Source organism: Streptomyces sp. NBC_00310 (genome assembly GCF_036208085.1).
Taxonomy (GTDB): Bacteria; Actinomycetota; Actinomycetes; order Streptomycetales; family Streptomycetaceae; genus Streptomyces.
This window is the reverse complement of the sequence record NZ_CP130714.1, coordinates 7,525,796-7,552,368: the sequence shown is the minus strand read 5'-3', so window position 1 is coordinate 7,552,368 and position 26,573 is coordinate 7,525,796. Positions and strand designations below refer to the sequence as shown.

The 26,573-nt window shown below is 68.7% G+C and carries 21 protein-coding genes and 2 pseudogenes; 5 read left to right on the top strand and 18 right to left on the bottom strand.

The genetic code is table 11. From position 1 onward, the window contains the following. Positions 1-74: 74 nt before the first annotated feature. From OG202_RS33220 to OG202_RS33200, 5 genes are all read right to left on the bottom strand, one after another. Positions 75-464 (bottom strand): ATP-binding protein, encoded by a 390-nt coding sequence (locus OG202_RS33220; protein WP_097249367.1) that lies wholly within the window; start codon positions 462-464, stop codon positions 75-77. Between the two features lie 92 nt (positions 465-556). After that, positions 557-1,408, bottom strand: a complete 852-nt coding sequence (locus OG202_RS33215) for a helix-turn-helix domain-containing protein (RefSeq protein WP_328224019.1) — start codon at positions 1,406-1,408, stop codon at positions 557-559. Between the two features lie 495 nt (positions 1,409-1,903). Then, a complete protein-coding gene (locus OG202_RS33210; protein WP_328224018.1) occupies positions 1,904-2,149 on the bottom strand; it encodes a hypothetical protein in 246 nt (81 codons plus the stop codon). 49 nt (positions 2,150-2,198) lie between these two features. After that, positions 2,199-3,191 carry a caspase family protein gene (locus OG202_RS33205; protein WP_328224017.1) on the bottom strand — a complete coding sequence of 331 codons (993 nt, stop codon included), beginning with the start codon at positions 3,189-3,191 and terminating at the stop codon, positions 2,199-2,201. A 5-nt stretch (positions 3,192-3,196) separates the two neighbouring features. Then, on the bottom strand, positions 3,197-3,568 hold the full coding sequence (locus tag OG202_RS33200; RefSeq protein WP_328224016.1) for a TIR domain-containing protein: 372 nt from the start codon (positions 3,566-3,568) through the stop codon (positions 3,197-3,199). Positions 3,569-3,850: 282 nt separating this feature from the next. Between OG202_RS33200 and OG202_RS33195 the strand changes: the two genes are divergently transcribed. Continuing rightward, positions 3,851-4,537 carry a DUF6338 family protein gene (locus OG202_RS33195; protein ID WP_328224015.1) on the top strand — a complete coding sequence of 229 codons (687 nt, stop codon included), beginning with the start codon at positions 3,851-3,853 and terminating at the stop codon, positions 4,535-4,537. 315 nt (positions 4,538-4,852) lie between these two features. On the opposite strand, the gene OG202_RS33190 is transcribed toward OG202_RS33195, so the two are convergent. From OG202_RS33190 to OG202_RS33140, 11 genes and pseudogenes are all read right to left on the bottom strand, one after another. Continuing rightward, positions 4,853-7,729, bottom strand: coding sequence for a hypothetical protein (locus OG202_RS33190; protein ID WP_328224013.1), 2,877 nt, complete (start codon positions 7,727-7,729; stop codon positions 4,853-4,855). Positions 7,730-8,326: 597 nt separating this feature from the next. Further along, a complete protein-coding gene (locus OG202_RS33185; protein ID WP_328224012.1) occupies positions 8,327-9,310 on the bottom strand; it encodes a hypothetical protein in 984 nt (327 codons plus the stop codon). Between the two features lie 238 nt (positions 9,311-9,548). Continuing rightward, a pseudogene (locus OG202_RS33180) lies at positions 9,549-9,857 on the bottom strand (hypothetical protein); the annotation flags it as partial. A gap of 357 nt (positions 9,858-10,214) precedes the next feature. Further along, positions 10,215-10,793, bottom strand: coding sequence for a PspA-associated protein PspAB (gene pspAB / locus OG202_RS33175; RefSeq protein ID WP_326577484.1), 579 nt, complete (start codon positions 10,791-10,793; stop codon positions 10,215-10,217). A 17-nt stretch (positions 10,794-10,810) separates the two neighbouring features. Next, complete coding sequence (htpX, locus tag OG202_RS33170) at positions 10,811-11,728, bottom strand: zinc metalloprotease HtpX (RefSeq protein ID WP_327727817.1); 918 nt, start codon at positions 11,726-11,728, stop codon at positions 10,811-10,813. Positions 11,729-11,733: 5 nt separating this feature from the next. Next, entirely contained in the window at positions 11,734-12,012 is a 279-nt protein-coding gene (gene pspAA / locus OG202_RS33165; protein WP_326577487.1) for a PspA-associated protein PspAA, read from the bottom strand. Continuing rightward, on the bottom strand, positions 12,009-12,764 hold the full coding sequence (locus OG202_RS33160; protein ID WP_327727818.1) for a PspA/IM30 family protein: 756 nt from the start codon (positions 12,762-12,764) through the stop codon (positions 12,009-12,011). Before OG202_RS33160 ends, pspAA begins: the two co-directional genes overlap by 4 nt. Before the next feature lie 209 nt (positions 12,765-12,973). Beyond that, positions 12,974-13,282: a hypothetical protein gene (locus OG202_RS33155; protein ID WP_328224011.1), complete on the bottom strand. Its 309-nt coding sequence runs from the start codon at positions 13,280-13,282 to the stop codon at positions 12,974-12,976. A gap of 6 nt (positions 13,283-13,288) precedes the next feature. After that, entirely contained in the window at positions 13,289-13,468 is a 180-nt protein-coding gene (locus tag OG202_RS33150; RefSeq protein WP_328224010.1) for a hypothetical protein, read from the bottom strand. A 26-nt stretch (positions 13,469-13,494) separates the two neighbouring features. Next, positions 13,495-13,731 (bottom strand): DUF2933 domain-containing protein, encoded by a 237-nt coding sequence (locus tag OG202_RS33145; protein ID WP_327727821.1) that lies wholly within the window; start codon positions 13,729-13,731, stop codon positions 13,495-13,497. Positions 13,732-13,849: 118 nt separating this feature from the next. Beyond that, positions 13,850-14,143: an SHOCT domain-containing protein gene (locus OG202_RS33140; protein WP_327727822.1), complete on the bottom strand. Its 294-nt coding sequence runs from the start codon at positions 14,141-14,143 to the stop codon at positions 13,850-13,852. A 223-nt stretch (positions 14,144-14,366) separates the two neighbouring features. On the opposite strand from OG202_RS33140, the gene OG202_RS33135 reads away from it, so the two are divergent. Next, the gene (locus OG202_RS33135; protein WP_328224009.1) at positions 14,367-17,162 is read left to right on the top strand and encodes a heavy metal translocating P-type ATPase; all 2,796 of its coding nucleotides are present in this window, start codon (positions 14,367-14,369) and stop codon (positions 17,160-17,162) included. A 267-nt stretch (positions 17,163-17,429) separates the two neighbouring features. Then, positions 17,430-17,621, top strand: a complete 192-nt coding sequence (locus OG202_RS33125) for a hypothetical protein (protein WP_327732391.1) — start codon at positions 17,430-17,432, stop codon at positions 17,619-17,621. Between the two features lie 24 nt (positions 17,622-17,645). On the opposite strand, the gene OG202_RS33120 is transcribed toward OG202_RS33125, so the two are convergent. After that, on the bottom strand, positions 17,646-20,777 hold the full coding sequence (locus OG202_RS33120) for a SpoIIE family protein phosphatase (protein WP_328224008.1): 3,132 nt from the start codon (positions 20,775-20,777) through the stop codon (positions 17,646-17,648). 689 nt (positions 20,778-21,466) lie between these two features. On the opposite strand from OG202_RS33120, the gene OG202_RS46625 reads away from it, so the two are divergent. Together OG202_RS46625 and OG202_RS33110 are read left to right on the top strand one after the other, a co-directional pair. Next, positions 21,467-23,257, top strand: coding sequence for a lysylphosphatidylglycerol synthase domain-containing protein (locus OG202_RS46625; protein WP_443052313.1), 1,791 nt, complete (start codon positions 21,467-21,469; stop codon positions 23,255-23,257). Between the two features lie 168 nt (positions 23,258-23,425). Further along, positions 23,426-24,679 (top strand): annotated as a pseudogene (locus tag OG202_RS33110) (beta-ketoacyl-[acyl-carrier-protein] synthase family protein); the annotation flags it as partial. 486 nt (positions 24,680-25,165) lie between these two features. On the opposite strand, the gene ku reads toward OG202_RS33110, so the two are convergent. Then, positions 25,166-26,293 carry a non-homologous end joining protein Ku gene (gene ku, locus OG202_RS33105; RefSeq protein ID WP_327727827.1) on the bottom strand — a complete coding sequence of 376 codons (1,128 nt, stop codon included), beginning with the start codon at positions 26,291-26,293 and terminating at the stop codon, positions 25,166-25,168. Between the last annotated feature and the right edge of the window lie 280 nt (positions 26,294-26,573).

Genomic DNA, 26,573 nt, shown 5'->3' with positions numbered 1-26,573 from the left:
GTCGAGGTACACCCCGAGGGCTCACCCGCTACCACCGACGCGGCAGCGGATGGCGGTAGCCAGGCCGACTCCCATCAGGCGCCGTCCCCAATCAGGTCGGCCCACACGGTGCGCCCGCTCGGGACATCCTTCACGCCCCAGTCCTTTGCGCAGGCCGAGACGAGCCACAAGCCGCGACCGCCGTTGTCTTGGCTGACCACGTCGCACATTTCGGGGACGTTGTCGCCGCCCTGGTCGACCACTTCGAGTCGCACGCCGTCCGCCCTGAAGGCGACGACCACCAGGAACCAGCCGCCGGCCGAACCGCTGAGGGTGTGCCGGACGGCATTGGTCGCCAGTTCGCTCACGACCAGGACCGCGTCATCGGCAACGCCCCGTTCCTGGAGGAGGGCGGCGACGAAGTGACGGGCTTCGGCTACCTGATCCGGCAGCCCAGGGAAGGCGCGGCACCACTTGGTGAACATGGGAAGACTCCTTGTCTAGAGGGCTAGACAGCACAGAGGCAGAGTATTCCCCGAGCGAACCAACAACCAAGGCATCCATAGGAATTATTCCTCTATGGAGTGACGACGTCCGCCAGACCGCGAAACTCCTTCATCACCCGCAACAGCAGTTCCCGCACCTCACCACCGAAGACGGCCGCGCGGTCGAAGGAACCGAACACTTCCTCGTACGAGGCGACTTCATCCGGGTCGTGCGAGACCCGCTCATCCCGAAACGCCTCCACCACGACGGCCCCCCGGTCACACAGGGTGAAGCCATGCCGGGGCATGACCGGTACCGGCCGATCCCATGGGATCACTCCGAGCCGCACGGTGGTCAGGCTCTCGACAGCGAGCAGACGGTCAAGTTGGGCGAGCATGAGCGACGGGGTTCCGGGCCAGGTCCGCAACACGCCCTCGGTGACGACGAATACGGACTCACGTCCCGGCTCGTAGAGAACGCTCTGCCGCTCCACCCGGGCGGCGACGGCGCGGCCGACAGACTCGCGGTCAGCATCGGGAGCACTCGCGAAGACGTGACGGGCGTACTCGGCACTCTGAAGCATGGCCGGCAGAACCACGCACTGAAACGACCGCACGAGCCGGGCCCCGCGGATCGCATCATCCAATGCCACGCCAGGGAGCACACTCGCTTCGGGCGGCAGGACCTCGTCAACTGCCGTCTCCACAGCGGCCAGGAGCTCCCGCACCTCACCCGAGGTCGCTTCATCTAGACCGAGGGCCCGAGAGAGCCGGTCGAGTACATCAGTGCTGGGTACCATCCGCCCGGTCTCGACCTTGGACACAGTCGGTTGCCCAACACCGGCTCGCTGCGCCAGAACAGCACCCGTCAGACCGGCATCCGCCCGCAGAGCACGAAGACGCGCCCCAAGCGCACTCATTCGCTCCCGCCGCACACTCCCCATACCCAGGGTTCTACACCACGAGGGCCAGGCCTCCAGCGCAGGAGCAACGACCAAGATCAACAGCGTGCCAGGAGCGCGTGATTCAAACTTTCTCTACTGGTTCAAGGCCCGCGCACGGCGCGGGCGCGCGCCGCCTCTGCGGCGCGGCCTGCCTCCTGTCTGCGCCCCGGCTGGCCGCGCACGGCGGCGCGCTCGGCGGCTGCGGGCATGAAGTGGGAGACACCCTCTGTGGCTGGGGCGGTCGGCTCCACGGCTTTAGCCACCTCCCCAGTTCGGGTCCCGCGTCGAGCAAGACCAGGGGGCCACTCGTTCAAATTCCGGGCAGGTGCAAAGCCTGCCCGAGTTGCCGACCAGCGTACGGCCCCCTGGTCATGCTCGACCCCAAACCGGGCAGGACACCGGCCAAACCCGCTCCACCGACCTTCTCTTTCATGAACTCCCGAGGTGGAGTACCGCATAGGGCCCGGTCTGGAACTGCCGATGCATCATTGGCCCCTAGGAGGCAGGAGGTTCAAGCATTCTGGAGACGATCGGCAAATAGCGCCGAACCTGCTCTCGATCGCTCTCTTTTTCTTCCTCCGACAGCTCGGAGTACGGCGTATTCATCTGCAATTCCCACCGCCGCACGAGCTCAGCGGGAATAGTCAGCGAACCATCATCATCGCGTACGCATTTCGAGTGGAGATAACGTTGCCAGTGCGCCCATCGTTCATGTTCGACATTTGCAAGCTCCTCCACCATTCTTTCCATCTTGCGGGAATTTAGTGAGCCTTCTGGGAGGTCAGTCACTCTAGATCAACCCTTTGCTTACAAGCGCCCAATAATGCTGCCCTAGCACCGTTAGTTCACATGACTTACTTTGCATAGCAGCGTGCCACATGTGGGGCGCATCTACAGGCCGAACAAGGTTGACCTTGACGTACTTCTGTAGTACGGCAAAGTTTGCCGTGTTTACGGGGTCAGGTGACGGAATCGACGCATCCGTCCGCTGTTCCGCAGATCGCTCCGGTTCAAACGACGGGTCCAATTGGAGGTTGTGGTCCGGTGCCGGGAAGTGCTTCGTCAGCGCTTGGAGGTCAGCAAGGGAGATCGGCGGCTCAGCCTTCCGCAGAGAGACAAAGGTCTTGACGTTTGTCTTGAAGACTGGCCGCTGCGCCCATGGGCCAAGCGATTGATCAATATGAGCGTAAACACTTCCGGGTGTAATGTCCCCCACTAGATTCGCCGCTGCCCCATTGAGTGCATCAACGAATAAGCTTGTGAATACACCCGCGCCGCCACCGGACGTCTCGTAGGAGTACTGCTCGGCCGTCGAGGCAGTCAAGATGGTGACGCCGTCTGAAATTTCAGCAAGGCCTGTGGTCATCGAATTATTTCCCACCACGCCGCTGTGACAGCTATCGAGAATGATCACCTTGTTTCTCGCCTGCGAACTATTCGCTAGTTTCATAACCTCAGACAAAGCGAGCCCATCGTCCCCGGTCTCGGAATCACTCGCGCACAGGAAACCGCCGGTGTCTTCGATGTATCCGTGCCCCGCGAAGTAGAATAGGGCAATCTCCGAGTCATCTGCGAAAAGCCGCCTAACCTCCTCCTTGAGGCTCCTTTTGGTGACGCACTGCGTAACGCTTGTTCCCGTCATGACATGAGGGGAGGGAAAGTTAAGTGTTCCGTCTGAATTACGCTCGATCGCGGCCTTGACTGCGAAGGCATCGTTTACGCATCCAGTTAGATTTTCGAGGTTTTCATAGTGGTCGATTCCGACGATAAGGGCCTTACGCATAACACCTACAGGGAGTCGATGAAGTTAGCAATGTTCACGTCAGTCCACGTTACTGTACTCACACCAGGAATTGCCGTACGGTCATTAGCGTAAGCCCAGATGCCTCGAATTGACTTTCCCTCTTCTTTGGCGCATTGAATTTCCCACCTTTGCCCGCTCGACGTCAGGGAGTTCTTGCTGACCAAAACAATGACTCCATGAGAGCGCCGAATTCGAGTGCGCACTCGATCTTTCCAGTTGCTGTCATAGGGCTCCTTCACCGACATGTCGATGAACTCGAAAGGAGCTCGCGGGTGCAGGGACTGTCCCTTCAGGAAGTCTCTCTGGCGCTCATCCTCGATGGCGAACGCCACGAAGACCACCTTTTTGTCTGCCACTGCGTCTCCCTAAGCTTGGCGGGCTGCACTGCGAAGGAGGACCTCCTTGCAAGTGAGCCGCCGATGTATCCGGCTTGATCGTTCAGGTTACTAGGGCCCCCCGACGTTGGGGTGGGGTTTGATCAGATTGACGACGCCACCGGCCGGCGGCTGAGCGCATGGCGCCCGCAGGCGGGTGACGCGCGGATTGCGATCATGCAAGTCAATGAGCACCGTGCGCGGCCGTGCGGGCACTGTACGGTGTACAGCCTGCCCACCTCTCTACGCACAAAGGGACCCGTTGTGCCCACCACCATCACAGGTTTGGTTCTGCTCGTTGTCCTGCTGCTGCCGGGCCTCACGTTTGTCATCGTCCGGGAACGTAAGGGGAGTGAACGTCGTCCAACGCCCTTTCGGGAGACTGGCGCAGTGGTGTTCTGCAGCATTCTGACCGAGCTTGCTGCACTGGTGCTCTTCGCGGCACTGCGCGGGCTTAGGCCCGATCTGACGCCGGATATCGGACGGCTGATCCGGGAGGGCGCCACCTACGCACGGGCCCACTATGCCGAGCTGGTGTGGTGGGCGGGAGGCATGCTAGCGCTTGCATGCGTTCTGGCTGCGGTAATGGCAGCCATCGCAGGGCGCAAACCACATTCATCTGCGATGTCAGCGTGGTGGGTCATGTTTGAGAAATGGTTTCCGGGAGAAAACCCGCTCGTGGGGTGCATCCTGGATGACGGTTCGTACATCGAGGGGCGACAGGCATCGTTCAACATAAGTTCTGACGATTTGCCAGACAGAGACTTGGTGCTGATCCAGCCGCTGAAGTACCGGGCCCCCGGCGCAACCGAGACGCATGACTTTCCGTGGGGAGCGGCATGTATCTCAGCGCGCCGGATCGTCACGATGTTTGTCAGCTACTCCCTTGCCCCTGAGCAGGAGGAGGGGGAGGAGGGGGCGACGCAGGCGTCCGCCCCGGCTGTTTCGTAGGCTTATGGCCACGGCTACCCCCTGAAGAGGGCTTGCTTTGCGGCTGGTTACGGCCCCCCTCCTGGGGCGCCTTGGGCTTCTCGACCATGAGCAGACTCCCTAACGGTCATCCAACGTGATGTGGAACCAAAGATTCTCATCACCTTCCACGGTCATCTTATAGAACTAGCCTCGATCGGTCATGCGAGCTCGCCAGCTTACTGACGGGCCCGCATGACCGATCGAGGCTACCGCCCTCTGAAAGGTGCTCGTGCGAAAGCTGCCGGGTCTCTCAGTGACCTCGACGGACTGATCAACGCACCGGATCTCGCGGATTCAATCTGCGTAACGAATTCGAGTCACCCGGCCCGAATCGTACGCTACAACTACCGCCCCATCGTGTTGGACAAGCAAGGCGAGGAATGAAGGGTCCGGCATGGGAATCCGCCGCCGATTCCCGTCTGGCTGTATTACTGTCACCCTCTCCATCCCCTGTACAGCCAACCATGTACCGCTGCTTGAAACGCGAGCATTCTGGTCGCTCAACAGCAGCCTATTTCCGGCATCTGTGCCGCTGGGTTGCGGCCAAGCGACCTGGAGGACATGGCCCAATGCCGAGCGTACCCAAACTTGCTCGCCTCGCGTGGTCAGCTGAAGCGGGCCTCGGGGGACTTTCAGGCGGGCCACTGGTCGCAGGTCATCCGCAGCTAGTTCGACCACCTGGTTGCGTTGAGCGAGGCTGACGAAAATGCGCCCCCTAGCTTTGGCGATGCCGTACGGAGCACCTGTGACGGATAGCCTTGCCAACCTTTGACCGTCCTTCACAGCGAGCGCGTCGACTCGGCCGACGGCGGGTGACGCGACTACTACACGGTCGTTGGCCAAGACGAAGGAGCGAGCACCGCCACCAGCGGACTGCGTCCACAGGGTGTGTCCGGTATGCAGATCGACTCGACCTATGCGGCCCGCCTCCACAGACAGGTAGTAGGCGGCAGTGCCTCGGACGATGACCTGGTCCATGTAGTCGTTGACGCGCGCGACCGTGTGGCCAGTGTGCTGACCAAAGTCCAACCTGGATAGGAAGTGGCCGCTGACCACGGCATAGGTGGTGTTTGACGCTTCATCCTGCGTGATGCCCGTGACTGGGGAGTTGTAACTCACCGTATCCGAGTCGTTGTCACGAGAAGTGCCGAAGGCCAGCGCGAAGACCGCGGGAATGACGCTTGCGGCCACCCAGGGCCATACGTGCCACCACCGGCGCCACCACGGGCGGAAGACGGGAGCCTCACCAGGTGCGTGGATCAATACCGGGGGGGCTGGCTGCGTAGCGTGGGTGGAATGCTGCCCGCCTTTACCTCTGACTCGCCGTGCATATACGAGATATTCGCCAACGGTTTCGCGGACGTCAGCTGCCGATGCTGGCTTCGTGCCGGTCACGGCCAGCGCGGCGATCTCAACAGCTGCTTCGTAGCTCACGTCGTTTGGCGCACGTCCGACGACGATCACCGGAGAGTCGAAGGGAAGGGTGACTGCCAGAACTTCCGTGCCGGCGCGCGCCCGGTCGAGTTCGCTCCACTCAATTCCCAGCGCGTGACCGAGTACCGCTAGCCGTAGACGCTGTTCACGACGGCGAGTCGGTGGCAGTAGGAAGATGGTCCGTCCCAAGGCGCCAGCTGCTCTGATCTGGCGGATCTCCCACAGCAGGGACTCTGAGCGGCCGACAGTTACACAGATGAGCTGTGATCGACCGATCAGTTCGCGAACCCCGTCTTTCCAGTCAGCCATCGAGAAACTGCGGCGTGCCGCTCCCAGGGGTGGTGGCAACTTCTCGCCCACCTGGCTGAGTGTTTCAACCGGTCCGTGCACTGCTAGCGCGGAAGCTGCGACTTCCTCGAAGCGCTCGAAGCGGCGCATGAAGAGCCGCTCGACTACTGATGCACGGTCCAATCGGCGGGCCCGGAGGGTGCGGCGGTCATCGGCGAAGGACCGCAACATGAGGGTTGGGCGGCGCTGATCCTGCTCGACCTGTTGACGCAGGTATCGCATTCCCAGACGCCTCATCAGAATGAAGGGCACCAAGGCGAGCAACACGACCACTACGCCAATTACTCTGATGAGAGACCCGAAGCCAGTGGCTACGTAGTCCGACGAACCGGGGCTGACTCCCATTGCTTGTAGGTCTGAACCCAGCACGATCAAGAGCACTCCACCGCCAGCGATCACTGCGGTGAAGAATGAGCCAAGTGCAGCCAGGATACGCCCATACCCCTTGAAGACAGCCGGTCTCCACCGGTCGGCATGCCGTCTGTGTAGCAGCCTCTCGACGACCAGGACACCCACCACCGCGGCGACGGCGAAAGCCATTGTGGCCCAGACGCCCATGTAGAGCGTCTCGGTCAGGCGTATAGCCCAGGCGTACACGCAAAACCGTACAAGGACCGCTGCTGTACTGCTGGCCAGCCGCATGTTCACGAGACGGTCCACACGAAAGACGCCGTCTCTAACGGGGCGACTGAAGAACGATCGAAGCCGACGCCAGCTGGCGGGATCACGCAGGAGAGCCAACAGCCCGAGTAACAAGGGTAGACCGATGGCTGCGCTCATTGCCTCTGCGTTGAGCGCCGTGCGGGTGTCACTGTCGCGCCAACTTACGGTAGACAGGTCAGGCAGCACCGTCATACGGGGCTGCTGTAGTCGGACGAGATCGCTAAGCATTTCCTCGGTGGCCTGCGGCGCTTCAGCTCGGCTGGTTTGAACGAGAAATACCACTGCCGTCCGCCCCCGCACCAGCGCCGCGCATGCAGAGGCGTAGCCAGCACCACGTTTAATGAAGCCCGCCCGATCGGCTTTTGGCACCTGTACTTCACTGGTTGGAGAACAGGACTGTGTCGCCTGCATCTGGGCGTAGGTGGCTTGCCGCATCTCAAGAGCCCGGATCTGCACCACGTCTTTGGCGTCAGCACTTTCCCAGGTGCGCTGCCACGCCCCGACGACCGTCAGGCGCCGGAAGTCGGCTCTCAGTCGGCCGGACCCGACAAACAGCCCTCCGTCTGGAGGGCCGTCCTGCATGGGGAGCCAGAAGCTGCGCCCAATCGAAGACAGATCCGAGGTGGCAAGGAGCTTCTGCTCGACGGCTGGTGTGGTGTACGGCGGGACGACCAACTTGACGGGCGGTGCCACCACCTCGCGGTGCCAGAAGACGGCCATGATCATGAAAACGAGCGCCAATAACGACAGTGCTCTCCAAGCAGCCCAGCGCACACGATGCGGCCACATGTGGTGCTCCCCATTGGACCCGGCTCATCTGAGCCTGCGATGTTAAGAGGACTTTGGCATCATCTTCACGGTTTAGCGGTACAGTCCAGGAAATCCATGGACGATATCTGATCGCAGTGTGACAAATGGGTCATACTCGATCATTCTTTACTTAAGTCGGCCGTGGACTATCCGTGGACTTGCCCCCTCTGATCTGTGACGTACAGGCCCGTGACCGGCTATGTTGCCCAGGACCCACGGGGCCTCCGGAGCCGTGTGCGCAGGTTCGAATCCTGCCGGGGGCACCTTGCATGAGGTGCCCAAAGACCCCGCCATCAGCGCTTTCGCTGAGAACGGGGTCTTCGCGTATGTGCAGGCGGATGCAGCCCGAAGCGGCTCTATGTCGAGGGCTGTGGACGAGGCGTGGATGGGATCTTGAGGCATCGGCCCAGTTCATCGGGCGCAAAGGGCGGGGCCCACAGCTCCGACCCCTCCATCCCCTCCCCCGGGTCACCGATCACCGAGGGCCGCACCGTCGATGGGCCCGCTCCGCGGTCAGGACGTACAGCCGGGGACCGAGCCGACAGGCCGGCAGTTGTTGGGGGTGTTGTCGACGATCCGGCTGTTGACGAGGTTCAGGACGCTGGGGGACGGCGCTTGCCAGATGCCGCCGCCGTTGAGCGCACTGTTGTGCCGCACCACTGTTTTCGTCAGCGTGCTGGTGCCGTAGTTGGCGATACCGCCGCCAATCTGGCCTGCGCGATTGTCGGCGATGGCCGTCGAGGAGATGGTCATCGGGGCGCGGTCGTTGTAGATTCCGCCGCCCTGCTCGAAGGCGCGATTGCCGCCGATGTACGACTTCTTGATGGTCAGAGAGACCCCGGCGGTGAAGATGCCACCCCCGAATTGCGTAGCCTGGTTCCGCTCCACTTTGGTGTTGTCGAGCAGGGTGGTGCTGCGCGGCCCGTTGTAGATGGCGCCTCCCTGCTGTGCCGCGCTGTCCCGCAGAACGCTGTCATGGACTTCGAGGGTGCTGCCCTGGTTGACGAAAATGGCACCCCCTTGGTTCGCCGTGCTGTTGGTCACCGTGCTGTGCCGGAGGATGAGCGTCCCTCCGTCGGTGGGCAGGTAGGTGCCGGCGTAATCGAGGTAGCCGCCACCGGTCGCCGTGACACCGTCCACGGTCAGGCGCCCATTGGGACCGTCGATCTCCGCGATGCGGAAGCCAACGGCAGCGTCGGGGTCCCGTCGGATGGTGGTGTTGTGACCCAGCAGGGTGACAGTGCCCGTGATTTGCGGCAGAGCGTTGGCCCCAAGCCCGCCGGTCGACGCTGGAGTCGTGACGTTGTAGACGCATTTGGGCGCGAGCCGGATGGTGTGCGGCCCGGTGTTGTTGTTCGCGGCGACGATCGCATTGTTGAGCGCAGTCACATCACACGGGATGGACACCTGGGGTTCCGCGCTTGCCACGCTTCCCATGCCGAGCACAGCAACAATCGGCACAGCCAAGACCACGGCGCTTAGTTGACGTCTGAGCATTTCTTCTCCATATCGCAGTACGTGATCAATTGATCACCTTCAGCGACCATGACCAGTTTTCTGCGAGCTCGCAACCTGTCATTCGCGGCACAGGCAGGACCGGCGGTCAGGTATCGACGCGCGCCAGCCGGCATGCGCGGTCGGCACGTCGGCGGGCGCGCAGCGGTGGCGGCACAGGCCGAAGACGGCTGGGAAGCCGGTGGGTACGGAGGCGGTAGACACAGGATCGTGCCCTCAGTCACTCGTACTCGCGAAGCAGGTCCTCGATACGCCGGGTTGGCGACGTCCTGCCGTCCGTCGAGGCACTTCGCGTAGCGGGTCAGCAGGACCTCAACGCTGTTGCCGGCGCGCTCGGCGACCTCGGTGGGGTCGACCCCGGCGTTGAGCCACGTAGACAGCGCCGAGTGCCGAAGGTCGTACGGCCGGCTTGCGAGCGGCGAGGCCGCGGCGGCAGGCGGCAGGCGGCAGGCGGCAGGCGGCAGGCGGCAGGCGGCAGAGCGAGGAGCCGAGCCTCCTGCCAGACGCGGTAGTAGGTGGAGGACGGAACGGGCCTTGACCCAAGGCCCGTTTTGCTGGCTCCCGCTCTTTGTCGTTGTTGCGCACTGATCTCGTGTGAGGGGCGTGTGGGGACACGACTGCGGCTTGCGTGGCCAGGTCTCGTGGTCGGCCGGCTCCCTGGGTTGCGGGGCCATGACGGGCATGGATCTTGAGGTGATGGGCGCGCTCTCCGCGGCCGGAGTGGCGCTGATCGGGATGCCCGCCACAGTGCTCATGGGCCGATGGCAGATGAAAGCCGCATTGCGCACGGCAGGGGCCACCAGTGAGGCGGGTTTCGCTCAAGCCGAGTCTTCCTACCGTGCGGCATTGGACGCCGTCCGCGCCGGGCTGTCACGGCGTCACCTCGTCACAGGCCGGGGGCGCCCCACAGCGGGAACCAGCGGCCCAGGTCCTCCTCGATGCGCAGGTCGTCCTTGACGGTGCCCTTGACCTGGAGTTCCAGCGGGTTGTCGCGTTTGTGGCCGGGCAGTGGGGCGAAGGGGTAGAAGGTGCCGCGCTTGTAGAGGTAGACGAGGGCGAGCGAGCGCAGTTCGGCGTCGTGGAAGGTGACCAGGGAACACAGGAGCTGTGGGCCGAAGCCGCTGTCCTGCAGAGCGGCGTTCACCGCGTGCAAGTCGTTGACCAGGGCGGGCAGCTCGTCGGGGTCTCGGCGGGACAGCAGCCACGAGTACCCGTACTCATCCCGGCTGAACTCTACGGGCGAGCCGGCTCGTTCGGTGTCCGTGTCGAGGAGGTCTCGTACTTCCTGCTGGACTTGGGCGAAGGCCCCGCCTTCGATGGCGGCGAAGCACACGGAGCCCGCTCCGGTCGGGGTGAAGCCGATGGCCGCCTGGAGCGTGATCGCGGCAGAGGGCAGGCCGAAGAGCTGGTCCAGGTCGGGCTTGACCGGTCTGCTCCGGCCGAACAGGACATCCAGGAAGCCCACGGGGCATCAGCTCCTCGTCATTCCCGCCGACCGCCCGGCCCGCTCAGCTCGTCGGCGATGTCTTCGAGCGCCTCCAGGCGGCGTTCCAGGCTGGGGTGGGTGGAGAACAGGTTCGCCACTGCCGTGCCGGGTCCGAGTGCGGGGGTGAAGAAGAACGCGTTGAACGCCTGGGCGGTGCGCAGGTCCTGGGTCGGGATCCGGGCGATGTCTCCGCTGACCTTGGTCAGTGCCGAGGCCAGGGCGGAGGGTTTCGCGGTGAGCATGGCGGCGGCGCGGTCGGCGGCCAGTTCGCGGTAGCGGGACAGGGCACGGATGAGCAGGAAGCTGACCGCGTAGACGAGGGCGGAGACCGCCATCACGGCCATGAAGACGACGGCGGTGTTCTGGTCACGCTGGTCGCGTCCCCCGAACAGCTGGGAGTAGAACGCGAAGCGGACGACGAGCCCGGCGATCACGCCCAGGAACGAGGCGATGGTGATCACCGCGACGTCGCGGTGCGCGACGTGGGAGAGCTCGTGGGCCAGGACGCCTTCGAGTTCTTCGGTTTCCAGGCGGCGCAGCAGACCGGTGGTCACGCAGACCACGGCGTTGTCGGCGTTGCGGCCGGTCGCGAAGGCGTTGGGCAGGTCCATGTCCGAGACGGCGACCCGGGGTTTGGGCATGTCCGCGGTGGCGCACAGCCGGTCGATGACACCGTGCAGCCGGGGCTGTTCCTCGGGCGATACGAGGTGGCCGTGCATGGCGTACAGGGCGATCCGGTCGGAGTACCAGTACTGCGCGCCCAGCAGGGCGGCGGCGATGACGACGACCAGGACGACGGACTTGAGCAGCGCGATCAGCGCGGCGATGAACGCCACGTACACCAGCCCGAGCAGGAACATCGTCACCACCATGCGGGCCGTCAGCTGCCGGTCGGGCTCGAAACGACTGCGCACCGCCATCACCCCGGGATCAGGCCCTCGTCGGACAGCAGCTCCCGCACCTGCGCGAGGCTGGTGCCCTCGTCGGGCAGTACAAGTTCGGACGGTGTGATCGTCTCGTCGGGCAGCGGAGTGCCGAGGCTGCGCACCGCGTCCAGCAAGGCGGACAGGGCGGCGGCGAAGGCCGCGTCGTCGTCCGTGTCGGCGGCCGCCTGCAGGGTGGAGTCCAGTGCGTTGAGCCGGGCCAGGTGGCCTTCGGCGATCTCGTACTGGCCTTCGCCGAGAATCCGCATGATCATGACGTCTCCCTCCGCCCGGGGCCCTCCACCGCTGGCGGGGCGGAAGAGGCCGGTAGCTGGGCTTTCATCCGGGCCAGCTCGTTTTCCACGTCGCTTCCCGCGGTCACCCGTTCGAGCTCGGCCTGGATGTCGTCACGCCCGGTCGGCAAGGTGGCGTCCTCCAGCGCGCCGGAGGCGATGAGCTCGTCGAGCGCACCCGCACGCGCCTGGAGTTGTTCGGTCTTGTCCTGGGCCCGCTGCATGGCAAGGCCCACATCGCCCATCTCCTCACCGATGCCGGTGACGGCCTCGGTGATGCCGGTCTGCGCCTCGGCGGCGGTGTAGGTGGCCTTGATCGTCTCCTTGCGGGTACGGAACGCGTCCACCTTCGCCTCCAGCCGCTGGGCGGCCACGGTCAGCTTCTCCTCCTGGTCCTTCAGCGACGCCTGCTGGCCCTCCAGATCGGTGATCTGCTCGGCCACGGCCGTACGCCGGGAGAGCGCCTCGCGGGCCAGGTCCTCACGCCCCGCGGCGAGCGCCTGCTGCGCCTGGTCCCGCAGTTTGTCCGTGGACCGGCTCAGCTGGCTCACCTGTAGCTCGACCCGCTTGCGGCTGGTCGCCACATCGGCCACGCCGCGCCGGACCCGCTGCAGCATCTCCCGCTGCTGCTCGTAGGAGTAGTCCAGGACCTCGCGTGGATCCTCGGCCTTGTCCAGTGCCTTGTTCGCCTTGACGCGGAACAGGGTGGCGATGCGGTGAGTGATGCTGGTCATGGCGACCGCCTTCCTCTCGATGCCGGCACGGTCCGCCGTCCGAAAGTGACCGGCCCCGTCGCGCCGGGCCTGTCGGTGACATCCCTCGCGCCTGAGGTCACGGCTCCGTCGAGTTCACGGACACCTCCGGCCGCCGCTGCTCGGACTGTGCCTCTTCCATTGTCCGGCTCCGTTCCTGGCCCGGCACTCGGATAGTGTCCGGCGGCGGCTCACGGCCCGCTCCCGGCTCGGGCCGACCCGTGCGGGCCGGGGATGTCGCGCATCGCGTCGGCGATGGCATGGACCAGGGCGGCGGCGATGGTGACGGCGCCCCACAGGCCCCAGGCCGCTGCGGGCATGGCGGTGGCCAGGAGGGCGGGGAGGGGAAGCAGGCTGGCCGCGAGGAGGGCGGGAGCCGTGCGATGGATGGAGCGAACCGGGCCGGGGGCGTCGCGCCGGTGGCGCCGGGTGAGATGGGCGGCGCAGGCAGCGGTGGTCGCGGCACCGAGCGCGACAAGGGTCCAGGCAACAGCTTCCATGCCCGGTCACCTCCGGCCGGGTCCGCGCGGGCGGTTGCTCAGGACGACTCGCCGCCCCCGAAGTTGTGCCGGGGGCGGGCAGCGGCTCTCGTGCGGCGTGATCCGGCGCAGGATGTCCTGGGCCGGGGCGGCCAGGAGCCGGGTGCCGATCAGGATCGCCGTCAGCGTGTACATCGCGGGCACCATTCTCTGCCTGTACCGGTGCGGGGGGCTCAGCGGAACGGCATGTGGTCGTGCGGGTCGAGCTTCTTGGCCGTGTCGTGGTGGTCCCGACCCGGGCCGTGCGTGTCATCGCCGCCGTGCATGCCGCGCATCATGAAGAACATCATCAGCGGGCAGGCGAGCACGATGAGGAGGAGGGCGAGGTCGCCCAGCGGCACGCCGAGCGCGAGTGCGCCGACCATGGCGACGGCGACCGCGTACAGGCCGTAATTCCTGTTGTTCTTCATGACCGGTCCTCCTCTTTGGGAGGCGCGTCAGGGTTAGGTCAGTTCAGCGTTCGGTCAGGTCGGTGTTCGGTCAGGTCGGTGTTCGGTCAGGTCGGTGTTCGGTCAGGTCGGTGTTCGGTCAGGTCGGTGTTCGGTCAGGTCGGTGTTTGGTCAGAGGGCCGGAGGAGCGCAAGGCGGCGAGGCGCTGCCGGTACTCCTCTTCATCTATGTCACCGCGGGCGAACCGCTCAGCGAGCAGCTGCTCGGGCGAGGGCCCGGTGGAGACGTGGGTGTGCGGGTGCTCGGGGGCACGGTTCAGGGCCCGGAAGAGCAGGACGGCGGCGGTGATGATCAGCGCCCAGAACAGAATCATGCTGGCCGACATGGCGAACCAGCCCCACCCGCTGACATCGTGGTCGTACCAGAACATCATCGCGAGTCACACCTTCCCGGCTTGCGGGGCCGCGGACAGAAGGCTCACAGGTCCACTGTCGCGTTCTCCTGCCACGGTACGCGCCGGCCGGGTCGCTCGGCACAGGGCCGTTCGGTCCCCTCCGGGGCTGTTCGGTCCCCTCCGGAGCCGTTCAGCCCTTGCCCCGTAGGGGTAGGCGGGCTGACGCTGAGCCTGGGTGATCCCGCAGGAGGGACGGTCTGCCATGGATGCCGTCGATGTTGCTGTTGTCACGCTGGCCGTCGTGTTGATCGCCGGTCTCGGCTGGTTCTTCTTCGGCCCGCACCGGGCCCGCAGCGCGCGGCTGGAGGGCGGGGTCCAACGAGTCGAGGTGACGGTGCGCGGCGGCTACAGCCCCGACGTCATCCGGATCCGCCAGGGCATTCCGCTGGAGTTGGTCTTCGACCGGCAGGAGAGCGGGGAGTGCACCAACCGGGTCGTCTTCCCCGACCTGCGCGTCAGCGCCGGCCTTCCGGCGTATGCCCGCACCACCGTGCGGGTCGATCCGCCCAGGGCCGGGACCTTCGGGTTCGCCTGCGGAATGAACATGATCCACGGAACCCTGCTCGTCGAACCCGCCGAGGACTCCGCAACTGCGCCGTCCTCGCCCGACGGGCACGTCGGCGCGATCATGCCTCCGGCACCGGCCGTCGGCGCGCCCCCGGGCGGGGAGGAGCGGGGGGCGGCCGAGGCGGAGGCTGCGGAAGCCGCCGAGCGGCAGGCGGAGATCGAGGACCTGACCCGCCGGGTGACGCTCGGCGCCGTTCTCACCGCGCCGGTGCTGTTCGCCGTGATGGCGCACGAGCTCTTCGGCGCCGACTGGGTGCCGGGCTGGATGCTCAACCACTGGTTCCAACTGGCCCTGGTCACACCGGTCATGTTCTACACCGGGTGGCCGATCCACTCGACGGGCTGGCTGACCCTGCGCCATCGCGGCGCGGACATGAACTCCCTGATCACGCTCGGCACGTCGGCCGCGTACGGCTACAGCCTGCTGGTCACGCTGGCACCCTCGCTGCTGCCCGAGGACGTGCGCGAGGTGTACTACGAGGCCGTCGGGGTGATCCTCACCCTGATCCTCCTCGGGCGGTTGCTGGAGGCTCGTGCCAAGGCCGGCACCGGGGAGGCGATCCGGGCTCTGCTCGGGCTGCGGGCCCGTACCGCCCGGGTGATACGGGACGGGGCTGAGGCCGATGTCCTCGTCGAGGACGTCGTCGTGGATGACGAGATCGTGATCCGGCCCGGAGAGAAGGTCCCCGTCGACTCCGAGGTCCTGTCGGGCTCCTCGGCGGTGGACGAATCAATGGTCACCGGCGAACCCATGCCGGTCACCAAGCGGGCGGGCGACACGGTCATCGGCGCCACGGTGAACACCACCGGTTCCCTGCGGGTACGGGCGAGCAAGGTCGGCGCCGACACGATGCTGGCCCAGATCATCCGCCTGGTGCAGCAGGCCCAGGCGTCCAAGGCGCCGATCCAGCGGCTCGCCGACGCGGTATCCGCCTACTTCGTGCCCGCCGTCATCGCCATCGCGATCGCCGCCTTCGCGCTCTGGTACACGGTCGGCCCCGCCCCGGCGCTCACCCTGGCACTGGTCTCCGCGGTCGCGGTGCTGATCATCGCCTGCCCGTGTGCGCTGGGCCTGGCGACCCCGCTGTCCGTCATGGTCGGAACCGGCAAGGGTGCCCAGGCGGGCATCCTCATCCGCTCCGCCGAGGCCCTGGAGACCGCCCACAAACTCGACACCGTCGTGCTGGACAAGACCGGCACGGTCACCGCGGGCAGGCCCGTACTGACCGACGTCGAGGCGACCGGAGGCTTCACCGAGGCAGCGCTGCTCGCCCTGGTGGCGGCGGCCGAGGCCGACAGCGAACATCCGCTGGCAGGCGCGATCGTCACCGGCGCCCGGGAGCGGAAACTCGCCGTCCCCCTCGCGAGCAGCTTCGACTCGGTCACCGGCAAGGGCGTCCAGGCCACCGTCGACGGACGAGCCGTGCTGGTCGGCACCGCGCGCCTGCTCGCGGACGTGGGTATCGACACCAGCTCCGTGACCCCGGTCGCGGCGGAGTTGTCCGCGCAGGGCAAGACTCCCGTACTCGCCGCCGTCGACGGCCGGGCGGCCGGCGTGCTCGCCGTCGCCGACACGGTCAAGGCCGACTCGACCCAGGCCATCGCAGCCCTGCACCGGCTCGGCATCGAGACAGTCATCATCACCGGAGACAATCCCCGAACCGCCGCGGCCATTGCCGCCCAGGTCGGGGTGGAGCGGGTGCTGGCCGAGGTGCTGCCCGAGCACAAGGCCGACGAGATCCGCCGCCTCCAGGCCGAGGGCCGCACCGTCGGCATGGTCGGCGACGGCATCAACGACGCCCCCGCCCTGGCCGCCGCCGACGTCGGGCTCGCCATCGGTACCGGCACCGACGTCGCCATCGAAGCCGCGGACATCACCCTCATCTCCGGCTCCCTGACCGGCGTCGTCACCGCCATCCGGCTCTCCCGCGCCACCATGCGCAACATCAGGCAGAACCTGTTCTTCGCCCTGATCTACAACGCCATCGGCGTCCCGCTCGCGGCAGGCGCCCTCTACCCCTTCTGGGGCATCCGCCTCAGCCCGATCATCGCCGCCGCCGCGATGGCCCTGTCCTCCCTGTCCGTGGTCACCAACTCCTCCCGCCTGCGCCGCTGGCACCCCGCACCACCGCCGCCCGCCGCACCGGCCGCGGTCGAACTCCGGGTCGAATCCGCAGCCGACCGGACCGAGCCCCAGCCGGAACCCGCGCACCATGACGGGCACGGGCACGGGCACGGCGACGACACGACCGTGGTCGACCCGGTGTGCGGCATGCGCCTGAACCGGGCAACCGCTGCCGAACGGCGCGACACCGACGCCGGCAGCCTCTACTTCTGCTCCGCCCGCTGCGCCGCGGCCTACGACGCCGATCCGGGCCGCTTCCACGCACCGGCACCTGGCGGAGCGCACGAAGGAGACAATCCCCAGTGATCACCGTCCCCGGCGAGCGCGCCCCCGAGGCCGCTGCGTCGCCGTGGATCTCGCGCTGGACGAACAGGCCGTCGGCGCCGGCCACCGCGTACGTGGTGAGGACGCGCACGGAGTCGTCGTCCAGGTCCGGGAAGAGTTCGGTGACGATGTCCGCGATTCTGCGGCTCGCGATGTCGCGGACCTGGAGGAGGACCGTGCGGCCCCGGGGGAAGACCGTGCGGCCCCTGTTCCAAACGCGCTGTGCGCGGACTTCCTGGCGGGCCGCCGATGAGCACGGCATCGACGAACGCTGTGCCGGTCGACACCACGTCGCCGTACGCCGCTTCGGTCTTCGGCGCCGTCCTCCTCGGGTACCCGGTCATCGAGACCGACCGGTTCGCCGACGGGCGACGGTCCGGCACCGACGCGATCGGCATTTTCCCGGCGCTGGGCGGGACGCGTGTCCCGGACGACGACTGAGGGCGCCCCGGGGCCCTGGCCGGATCACCGCCGGGGCAGGGGCTGTTCGGTCCAGATGGTCTTGCCTTCGGGGGTGTAGCGGGTGCCCCAGCGTTCGGTGAGCTGCGCCACGAGGAAGAGGCCGCGGCCGCCCTCGTCCTCGGTGCGGGCGCGGCGCAGGCGGGGCGAGGTGCCGCTGCCGTCGTAGACCTCGCAGATCAGGGCGCGGTCGCGGAGGAGGCGGAGCTGGACCGGGCCGGTGGCGTGGCGGATGGCGTTGGTGACGAGTTCGCTGGCCACCAGCTCGGTGGTGAAGGCCAGTTCGTCCAGGCCCCAGGCGGCGAGTCGCTCGGTGACGGCCGTGCGGGCGCGGGAGACGACGGCCGGGTCGCCGGGCAGGTCCCATCGGGCGACCCGTTCCGGGCCCAGGGTGTGCGTACGGGCGACGAGCAGGGCCACGTCGTCGCCCGGCCGGGCCGGCAGCAGGGCGTCGAGGACCGCCTCGCAGGTGTCCTCGGGGGCACGGTCGGGGCAGGCCAGGACGGTACGGAGCTTGTCGAGGCCGGTGTCGATGTCGCGGTGCCGGTCCTCGACCAGGCCGTCGGTGTAGAGGACCAGCTGGCTGCCCTCGGCCAGTTCGAGTTCGACGGTCTCGAAGGGCATGCCGCCGAGGCCCAGCGGCGGTCCGGAGGGCAGATCGAGGAACTCCACCGTCCCGTCCGGGGCGACGACCGCGGGCAGCGGGTGCCCGGCGCGGGTGAGGGCGCAGCGCCGGGACACCGGGTCGTAGACGGCGTACAGGCAGGTCGCGCCGATGATGCCGGAGTCCTGGTGGGTGTTCTCCACCGCCCAGCCCTCGCCCCGGTCGAGGCGGCCGACCAGGTCGTCGAGGTGGGTGAGCAGGTCGTCCGGGGGCAGGTCGAGGGCGCAGAAGTTGTGCACGGCGGTGCGCAGCCGCCCCATGGTCGCGGCGGCGTGCAGCCCGTGACCGACCACGTCACCGACGACGAGTGCCACCCGGGCGCCGGAGAGCGGGATGACGTCGAACCAGTCGCCGCCGACGCCCGCCTGGGCGGGGAGGTAGCGGTAGGCGACCTCGACCGCGCTCTGCTCGGACCGGCCTCGGGGCAGCAGGCTGCGTTGCAGGGCGAGGGCGGTGTTGTGCTCGCGGGTGTAGCGGCGGGCGTTGTCGATACAGATCGCCGCCCGTACGACCAGTTCCTGGGCCAGTGACAGGTCGTCGTCCTCGAACGGGGCGGGCTGCTCGGACCGGTAGAAGCTGACCACGCCGAGGGTCACGCCGCGCGCCCGCAGCGGGACGGTGATCAGGGAGTGGATGCCGGCCGCGAGGGCGCGCTCCAGCCGGGCCGGGTCCTGGGCGAGCCAGCCGCCGGCCTCCGCCAGCACGGGCTCCAGCACCGACCGCCCGGTCTCCCAGCTGCGGGCCTGCGGGGTGGAGGGCACGAAGCGCACGGGGTCCCCGACCTCGTACAGATGCGACTCCTCGTGTACGGCGCCCAGCGCGACCCGGCGCAGCCGCATGCCGGGGCCGAGGGGTTCCGGCTCGTCCCCGAGCAGTACGGAGACCGGCAGATCCACGGCCGCGAAGTCGGCGAACCGGGGGACGGCCACCTCCGCGAGTTCCTCCGCGGTGCGGGTGACGTCCAGGGTCGTTCCGATCCGGACTCCGGCGTCGTGCAGCAACTCCAGACGCCGGCGCGCGAGCACGGCGAGCCGACCGACACCGGGTTCACCGACCAGGAGGAGCCAGGCGTCGGTGGCGGAGTCGGGGTGTGGGGTGGGAGGGGTCGACGGGGCGGGGCGGTGGGTGGCGTCGGCGGGGCGGTGGGTGCCGGTCGTGGTGGGGGTGCCGGTCGTGGTGGGGGTAGTGGGGGTAGTGGGGGTGCCGGTGGTCGCGTCGGTTTCGTACGGGGTGGGGTCGGGTGGTGGGGGTTGCGCCGGCGTCGGGCGGGCGTGGGGGGAGGCGGGGACGACCGTGCGGAGGGCGACGGTCGGGGGTGGGGCAGTGGGGAGTGGGGCGGGCGCGGCCGGGGATGTGCCGGGCGGGGTGGTGGTGAGGTCTGGGGTGGTGGTGAGGTCTGGGGTGGTGGCGGAGGTGGCGGGTGGTGTCGTCGTCGGCTGCGCGGGCGGTGTCCGGGATGGCGGCAGGGTCGGGGTGGTCGTCGGCTGCCCTGCCGGGAACGCGGGCGGGGGTGTCAGTTCCGTGTGGCGCAGGTGAGGGCCGCCCAGGACGCGGGCCTCGATGACCACCCCGGTTTCGCCCGACTCGCTCATGATCGGGCGGCGGAGGAGCGTGGCGACGCGGCCGCCGGAGAGGGTGATCTCGTCGAGGGTGCGGTGCGGGGAAGCGATGAGCTCCTCCGCCTTCTCACGGAGAACGGCCAGGTCCACGCGGCCGAGGGGCTCGCCGTACCGGCCGTCGTCGCCCCGCGCCCAGGGCGGGTGCTCGGGCTGGCGGGGCCAGGTGTCGTGGCGGGCGGCGGTACGGGCGGCCCGGCGGTACGCGGCGAGCAGGGCCCGTTCCCGTTCCGTGGCCTGTTCCAGGAGGCCAGCCTCGATGTCGTGGGCCGCCTCGCGGACGAGCCGCAGCATCGTGGGGTCGCCGTCGTCGCGCAGACAGGTCAGGTCGAGGACGGCCTCGACCCGGCCGCTGAGCGGGTTGCGGACGGGGGCGCCGGCGCAGGCGAAAGGGGAGAGGCAGTCGGCGAAGTGTTCCCGGCCCAGGACGAAGACGGGCTGGCGTTCGGCGAGGGCCGTGCCGACGCCGTTGGTACCGGCGGCGGCCTCGGAGGCGCAGAAGCCGGGGGCGAAGTTCACCTCGTCGAGGCGGGTGAGGAGCTGTCGGTCGCCGCCGTGCCGCTGGACCATGCGGGCCTGTCCGTCGCAGAGCACGATGCTCATGCTGACGTTCGCGAGGGAGGTGGTGAGCTGCGCGAGCACCGGGTCGGCGGCGCGCAGGAAGGGGTCCTCCATGGCGAGGTCGGGTGCGTAGGGGATCAGCAGCCGGTGGGGTTCGAGGCCGGCGGAACGGCAACGCTTCCACGAGTCGAGCACCGGATCCCGGACATCCGAGTCGACCCGCGCGCCCGCGAGGAAGCGCTCATGCGCATCGACGAGACCGCCGATGTCGTCCCAGGAGACGGACAACGGGATCACTTCCCTGACCTGCGGACGGCCCCGCCGCACACCGCCACCCGACGTGCCCCCGGGGGCCGCCTGCCAGGCGCTACAACCCTAGACCTCGGGTGACACACATCACAACAGACGGGAAGCGGTGGGGCTCGGCGACCCAGCGTGCGGGGGCGAGGCCGGGAAGCAGGTGCATCCGGCGGCTCGGAGCCAGGCCGGTTCGGCGGCCCGACGACCCGGCCGCCTGCCGGCCCAGCGGCCCGGCAACCCGACGCCCCAGCGGCCCCCGCCGACCCATCGGCCCAGCGACCCAGCGGCCCAGCGGCCCAGCGGCCCAGCGGCTGCGTGGGCATCGGCGGTTTCGGTTCCGTCGTGGTCGTCTCGGCGTTCGTGGGGTCCGGCGGTCATCGTTGCGCGCGTGCGTCGAACCCGTCGGCGGGTGGCGAGGGTGGGCCGTCCGTGGGCCCGGGTGCGGGGCGGCCGGGAGGTGACTTGTGTCTCATGTGGGGCGGTGGGGTTCGGGTGGGCTTCGGCGGCGGAGTCGCTGTTCGGAAGCGGTGTCGTCGTTCCCACGGTGGCAGGAGTTCGGATGGTGCATACCGGGGAGTCATTTGGGGTGGGAACGGTCCTGAGGTTCCCTTCGTTCTTGACTTGCCCTGCCTCCGTCGGTGCGGTCCCCCGCCGTACCGACGCGACGCGGAAGGACGACGTGCCCATTGTTCCCGCTCCCGCTCGACGCGCCGCCCCCCTCGCGGCCCACCCCGCCCCCGGTCCCCGACCCCATCACCCTGATACCCAGCCCGGCCCAGCCCAGGGACCTCACCCAAGTCCCGAGCCAGGCCACCACCACCGCCAGCACCACCGGCACCTCTGGCACCACCGGCACCACCAGCACCGAACGCAGGGCGCACTCCGACTCGCCGTGCGCCCTCGCTCCTGTCCCGGGATCGACGCCGGTCCCCTCCATCGCCACGGTCTGCGCGCCTGCCCCGGCCCCTGACCTCACCGCGACCATCGAGCCCGCTTACGGCCACGCTCCGGTTCCTGGCGCGGTGAAGCCCCCGTGCCCCACCGCGGCCTGTGCCAGCGCCTGCGCCTGCGCCTGCGCCTGCGCCTGCGCCTGCGCCTGCGACCCAGCCCTAGATCCCACCCCAGCCCTAGATCCCACCCCAGCCCCCGATCCGGCCAGCGGTCCCGCCATCGCCGCCGGTTCGGGCCCGCCCCCCGTTCCCACCCCCGGCACCACCACCGCCGCCGACCCGCTCCCCCACCTCCCCACGGCCACCGACCCACTCCCCGGCCGCACCACGGCCACCGACCCACTCCCTGGCCGCACCACGGCCACCGCCCCACTCCCCGGCCGCACCACGGCCACCGACCCGATGCCCGGCTCCGCCGCAGCGGCGATCGCCCCCGTCCCCTCCCCCACCGCAGCGGCGTCCGACCCCGTCGTCGCCTCCCCCACCGCCCTCTGCGACCCTCCCTGTGGCCAGGCCGCGGGCGCCCACCCGGCTCGGCTCGCGGCGTTTCTTCCCGCGAGGCTGCGGGCACTGCTCCCGTCCCGTTCGCCCGTCAACGGCCGACGACTGCGGTTCGCTCTCACGTTGTTGCCGTTGGTGTTGCTCGCGGTGTGGGCCGCGGTGGACTGGCGGACGGTGCACGAGGGGGCGGTGCGGCTGGCGTCGGCCGACCTCCGGTGGCTGCTGGCCGGGGTCTTCTTCACGGCCCTGTGCTCGGTGGCCTCAGCGTGCGTACGGCAGGGCGCGGTGCCGGAGCGGCTGCCGCCGGGGCAGCTGCTGGCGACGCAGTTCGCCGCCGGGGCGGCCGGACACGCGTTGCCGGGCAACATCGGCGCCCACGCGGTCGTCCTGCGCTTCCTGCGGCGCCGCGGCATACCCCTCTCCCGGGCCACCTCGTCGCTCGCCCTGTACTCGGCGGTCAAACCGGTGGCCAAGACCCTGGTGATCCTCGCCTTCGTCGTCGCCTTCCCCGGCACACTGCGCCTGACCGCGCTCCTCCCGAAGGGCGAGACCCTCGCGCTGGTCGGCGCGATCACCGGCGTCAGCCTCGCCGCCGTGGTCACCCTGATCACGACCGTACGACCGTTGCGGCGCCCCCTCATCGGAGGGCTGCGCACCGCCCTCACCGACACCCGGGTCGTGCACAGCCGTCCCGTCCGCGCGCTCGCCCTGTGGGGCGGGGCCGCCGCCTTCCCCCTGTGCCAGGGGGCGGTGCTCGCCTCGGTCGGGTCCTCGCTCGGGCTGCAGGTGTCCTGGACGCAGATGCTGTTCGCCTACCTCGTCGCCAGCACGGCCGCCGGTGCCGTCCCCGCGCCGGGCGGACTGGGCCCGATGGACGCGGCGCTCGTCTTCACCCTCGTCGCCTTCGGCGCGCCGGCGACCCTGGCCACCACCACCGTCATCGGCTACCGCGTCCTCACCGTCTGGCTCCCCCTCCTCCCGGGCACGCTCGTCCTCTCGGCGTTGGTGCGCGCGAAGGTGCTCTGAGCGGGGCCGACGTTCGGGTGCGGGCACCGGGTGGCCCTCGGGCGGCGGGCCCGGTGTCGGCATGCCGTCGCGGGGTGCAGCAAGCAGTTGAAGCGGGAACAATCTCTGGGGCAGGAGGAATCGGCGGGGGCTGGACGGGCTGGGGGATGGGTCATGGCGTACGCGGTGACGCGGCGGGTGGTTGTCACGGGGCTGGGGGCTGTCACGCCGCTCGGGGTGGGCGTGGGCGAACTGTGGCAGGGGTTGTTGGAAGGGCGTTGCGGAATACGGGAGCTGGAGGGCGAGGAGTTCGCGGAGTTACCCGTACGGGTCGCGGGGACGGTGCCGGTGGATCCCGCCGGCCTGCTCCCCCGGCCCCGGGCCCGGCGGATGAACCGGGCCGCGCGGTTCGCCGTACTGGCGGCGCGCGAGGCGTGGCGGGACGGGGGGTTCGATGCCGCCGGTGCGGCCGAGAGCGGTCTCGATCCGGAGCGGGTGGGGGTGTCCGCCGGGGCGATCCTAGGTGACGCGTCGGTACTCGTGGCCGGCGACCGGCAGTTACGGGACCGGGGGCCCCGGAGTGTCTCTCCGCTCACCACGCCGATGTGTGTGCCCTCGCAGGCAGCCTCGCAGATCTCCCTCGACCTCGGGATCACCGGGGAGGCACGGACCGTCACCAGTGCGTGCGCCTCCGGCACCGAGGCGATCGGGCAGGCGGTCGACCGTATCCGGTACGGCCGCGTGGACGTGGCACTCGCGGGCGGGGCCGAGGCCGTGGTGACCCCGGCGATCATGGCGTCGTTCGCGGCGATGAGGGCGCTGTCGCGGCATGGGCTGACCGGCGGCGGGGAGAGCCCGTCCCGGCCGTTCGCGAAGGACCGGGACGGGTTCGTGAACGGCGAGGGGGCGGGTTTTCTGCTGCTGGAGGCGGAGGACCGGGCGAGGGCTCGCGGGGCCCGGATCTACTGCGAGGCGGCGGGCTGGGGACTCTCCGCCGACGCGCATCACATGGCGGCGCCTGATCCGTCGGGCTCGGGGGTGGCGCTCGCGCTGCGCCGGGCGCTGTGGGACGCGGGGGCGTCGCCCTCCGACGTGGTCCACGTCAACGCGCACGCCACCGCCACGGTCGACGGCGACCTCGCGGAGGCGAACGCGCTGACCGCGGTGCTGTCGGGGCGCCGGGTGCCTGTGACGGCGCTCAAGGGGAGTCTCGGACATCTCCAGGGCGCCGCCGGGGCGGTGGAGGCCCTCGTCACCGCGCTCACTCTCCACCACGGCCTCATCCCGCCGACCATCGGCTGCGCCGACCAGGACCACGCCATCACCCTCGACCTCGTCACCACCGGCCCCCGTCCCCTCCCGCCCGACGGCGACCTCGCCCTCACCAACTCCTTCGGCTTCGGCGGCCACAACGCGGTCCTCGCGCTACGGCGCGCCCCATAGCCCACGCCGCTCCGGCCGGTTGAGCACCGCCACCCACCGCCTCCCACCGCCGCCCACCACCGTGCTGGGCGCCGCTGCGGCGGGAAGGGGTCGACGGGTGAGGGGTCAAGGGCACAGCACGCGCGGAGCAGGACAGATGCATGGGAGCGGGAGCCGCAGAGAGCGAGGGGTGGCGTACGGCATCGGCTGCAGACGGCAGCGGGAGCGGGAGCGGGAGCGGGAGCGAGGGGGAACGGTGACAGTGGCGCCCCCCCATTCCGGCCGTCGGCACCGCCGACCTCCGCGGTCGTGGCGGGTCACCGCGGCGGCAGGAACGCGGGGACGGAGGTGGACAGCGGAAAGGGCTGGGCGGCGGGTGAGGAGTCGGCGGTGGCCGCGGGTTCCGTCAGGACCTTATGTCCGTATGTCCGTCGCGACGGCGGGCAGCCGCCATGGCCCAGTCCCCGGTGGTCCGCCCGGTGGTCAGGGGAGCGCCTGCGGGGGGTGTCAGGCGGAGCGCTTGCGCGCGGTTGTCTTCTTCGCCGGTGGCTTTTTCGCGGTGGCCTTCGTCGCCGTGTTCTTCGCTGCTGCGGACTTTGCCGACGTGGACTGTGCCGACGTGGACTTCGTGGCCGTGGACTTTGTCGCCGTGGCCTTTGTCGCCGTCGTCTTCCTGGCCGGCGATTTCTTCGCGGCCGTCTTCTTCGTGGGCTGGGTCGTTTTCGTGGGCTGGGTCGATCCGGCCGTCGACTTCTTCGGGGAGGCGGCCGTCTTCTTGGCGGTCGTGGTGGATTTCTTGCCCGCGGGTTGTTTGGGGGTGGGGCGGGACGGGAGGGGAGTGATGTCGGCGACGTCCTCGCCTCGGGACTCCTTGGCTTCGCGGACGCTCTTCTCGAGGGCGGCCATGAGGTCCAGGACCTTGCCGCCCGGAGCGGGGGCGGGGGCGGCGGGCGGCTCCTCGCCGGAGGCCTTCGCGGCGATGAGCTCCTCGACCGCCTCGCGGTAGTCGTCGTGGAGGGAGTCGAGGTCCACCTCGCCGAGGGTGTCCATGAGGGCGTCGGCGAGATCGAGTTCCTTGTCGCGGACGGTGACGCTCGCGTCGGGGGCGACCCCGTCCGTCGTACGGATCTCGTCCGGCCAGAGCAGCCCGTGCATGGCGAGGACGTCGTCCACGACCCGCAGCATCCCCAGCCGCTCGCGCCCGCGCAGCGCGAACTTGCAGATGGCGACCTTCCCGCTGCGCTTGAGCGCCTCGCGGAGGAGGGTGTAGGGCTTGGCGGCGGGGACGCCGTTCGCCGCGAGGTAGTACGCGGCGTCCACCTGGAGCGGGTCGACACTCTCGGCCGGTACGAAGCCCTCGATCTCGATGGTCTTGGCGGTGGGGATCGGCAGCGCCGCGAGATCCTCGTCCGTGATCGGGATCATCGTGCCGTCCGCGTCCTCGTACGCCTTGCCGATCTCCCCCTGCGTCACCTCGCGGTCCTCCAGCTCGCAGACCTTGCGGTAACGGATGCGGCCGCCGTCCTCCAGGTGGACCTGGCGGAAGGAGACGGAGTGGCTCTCGGTCGCGTTCACCAGCTTGATCGGGATGCTGACCAGGCCGAAGGAGATGGCGCCGTTCCAGATCGATCGCACGGGGCAGCACACACCTTTCGGGTCCCTGCTTCCGGTTTGTCCACACCGTAACTCCGACCGGTGGCCCCTGCCCGTCGGCCGCGGGGCACCCCGTGGAGCCCCTCGACAGGCCCCCGTCACCGGACCGGTCAGGATTCGAGAAGCGCGGAGGGGCGAGGCGCACCTAGCCTGAAGGCCGTGGCCTCACGCCTCACGCCTCACCATCAACGCGCGCTTCCCCCGGCCTTCCGTGATCCGGCGGGCAACCTGATCCGCGTCCACGAGGTCTGAGATCCGGGGA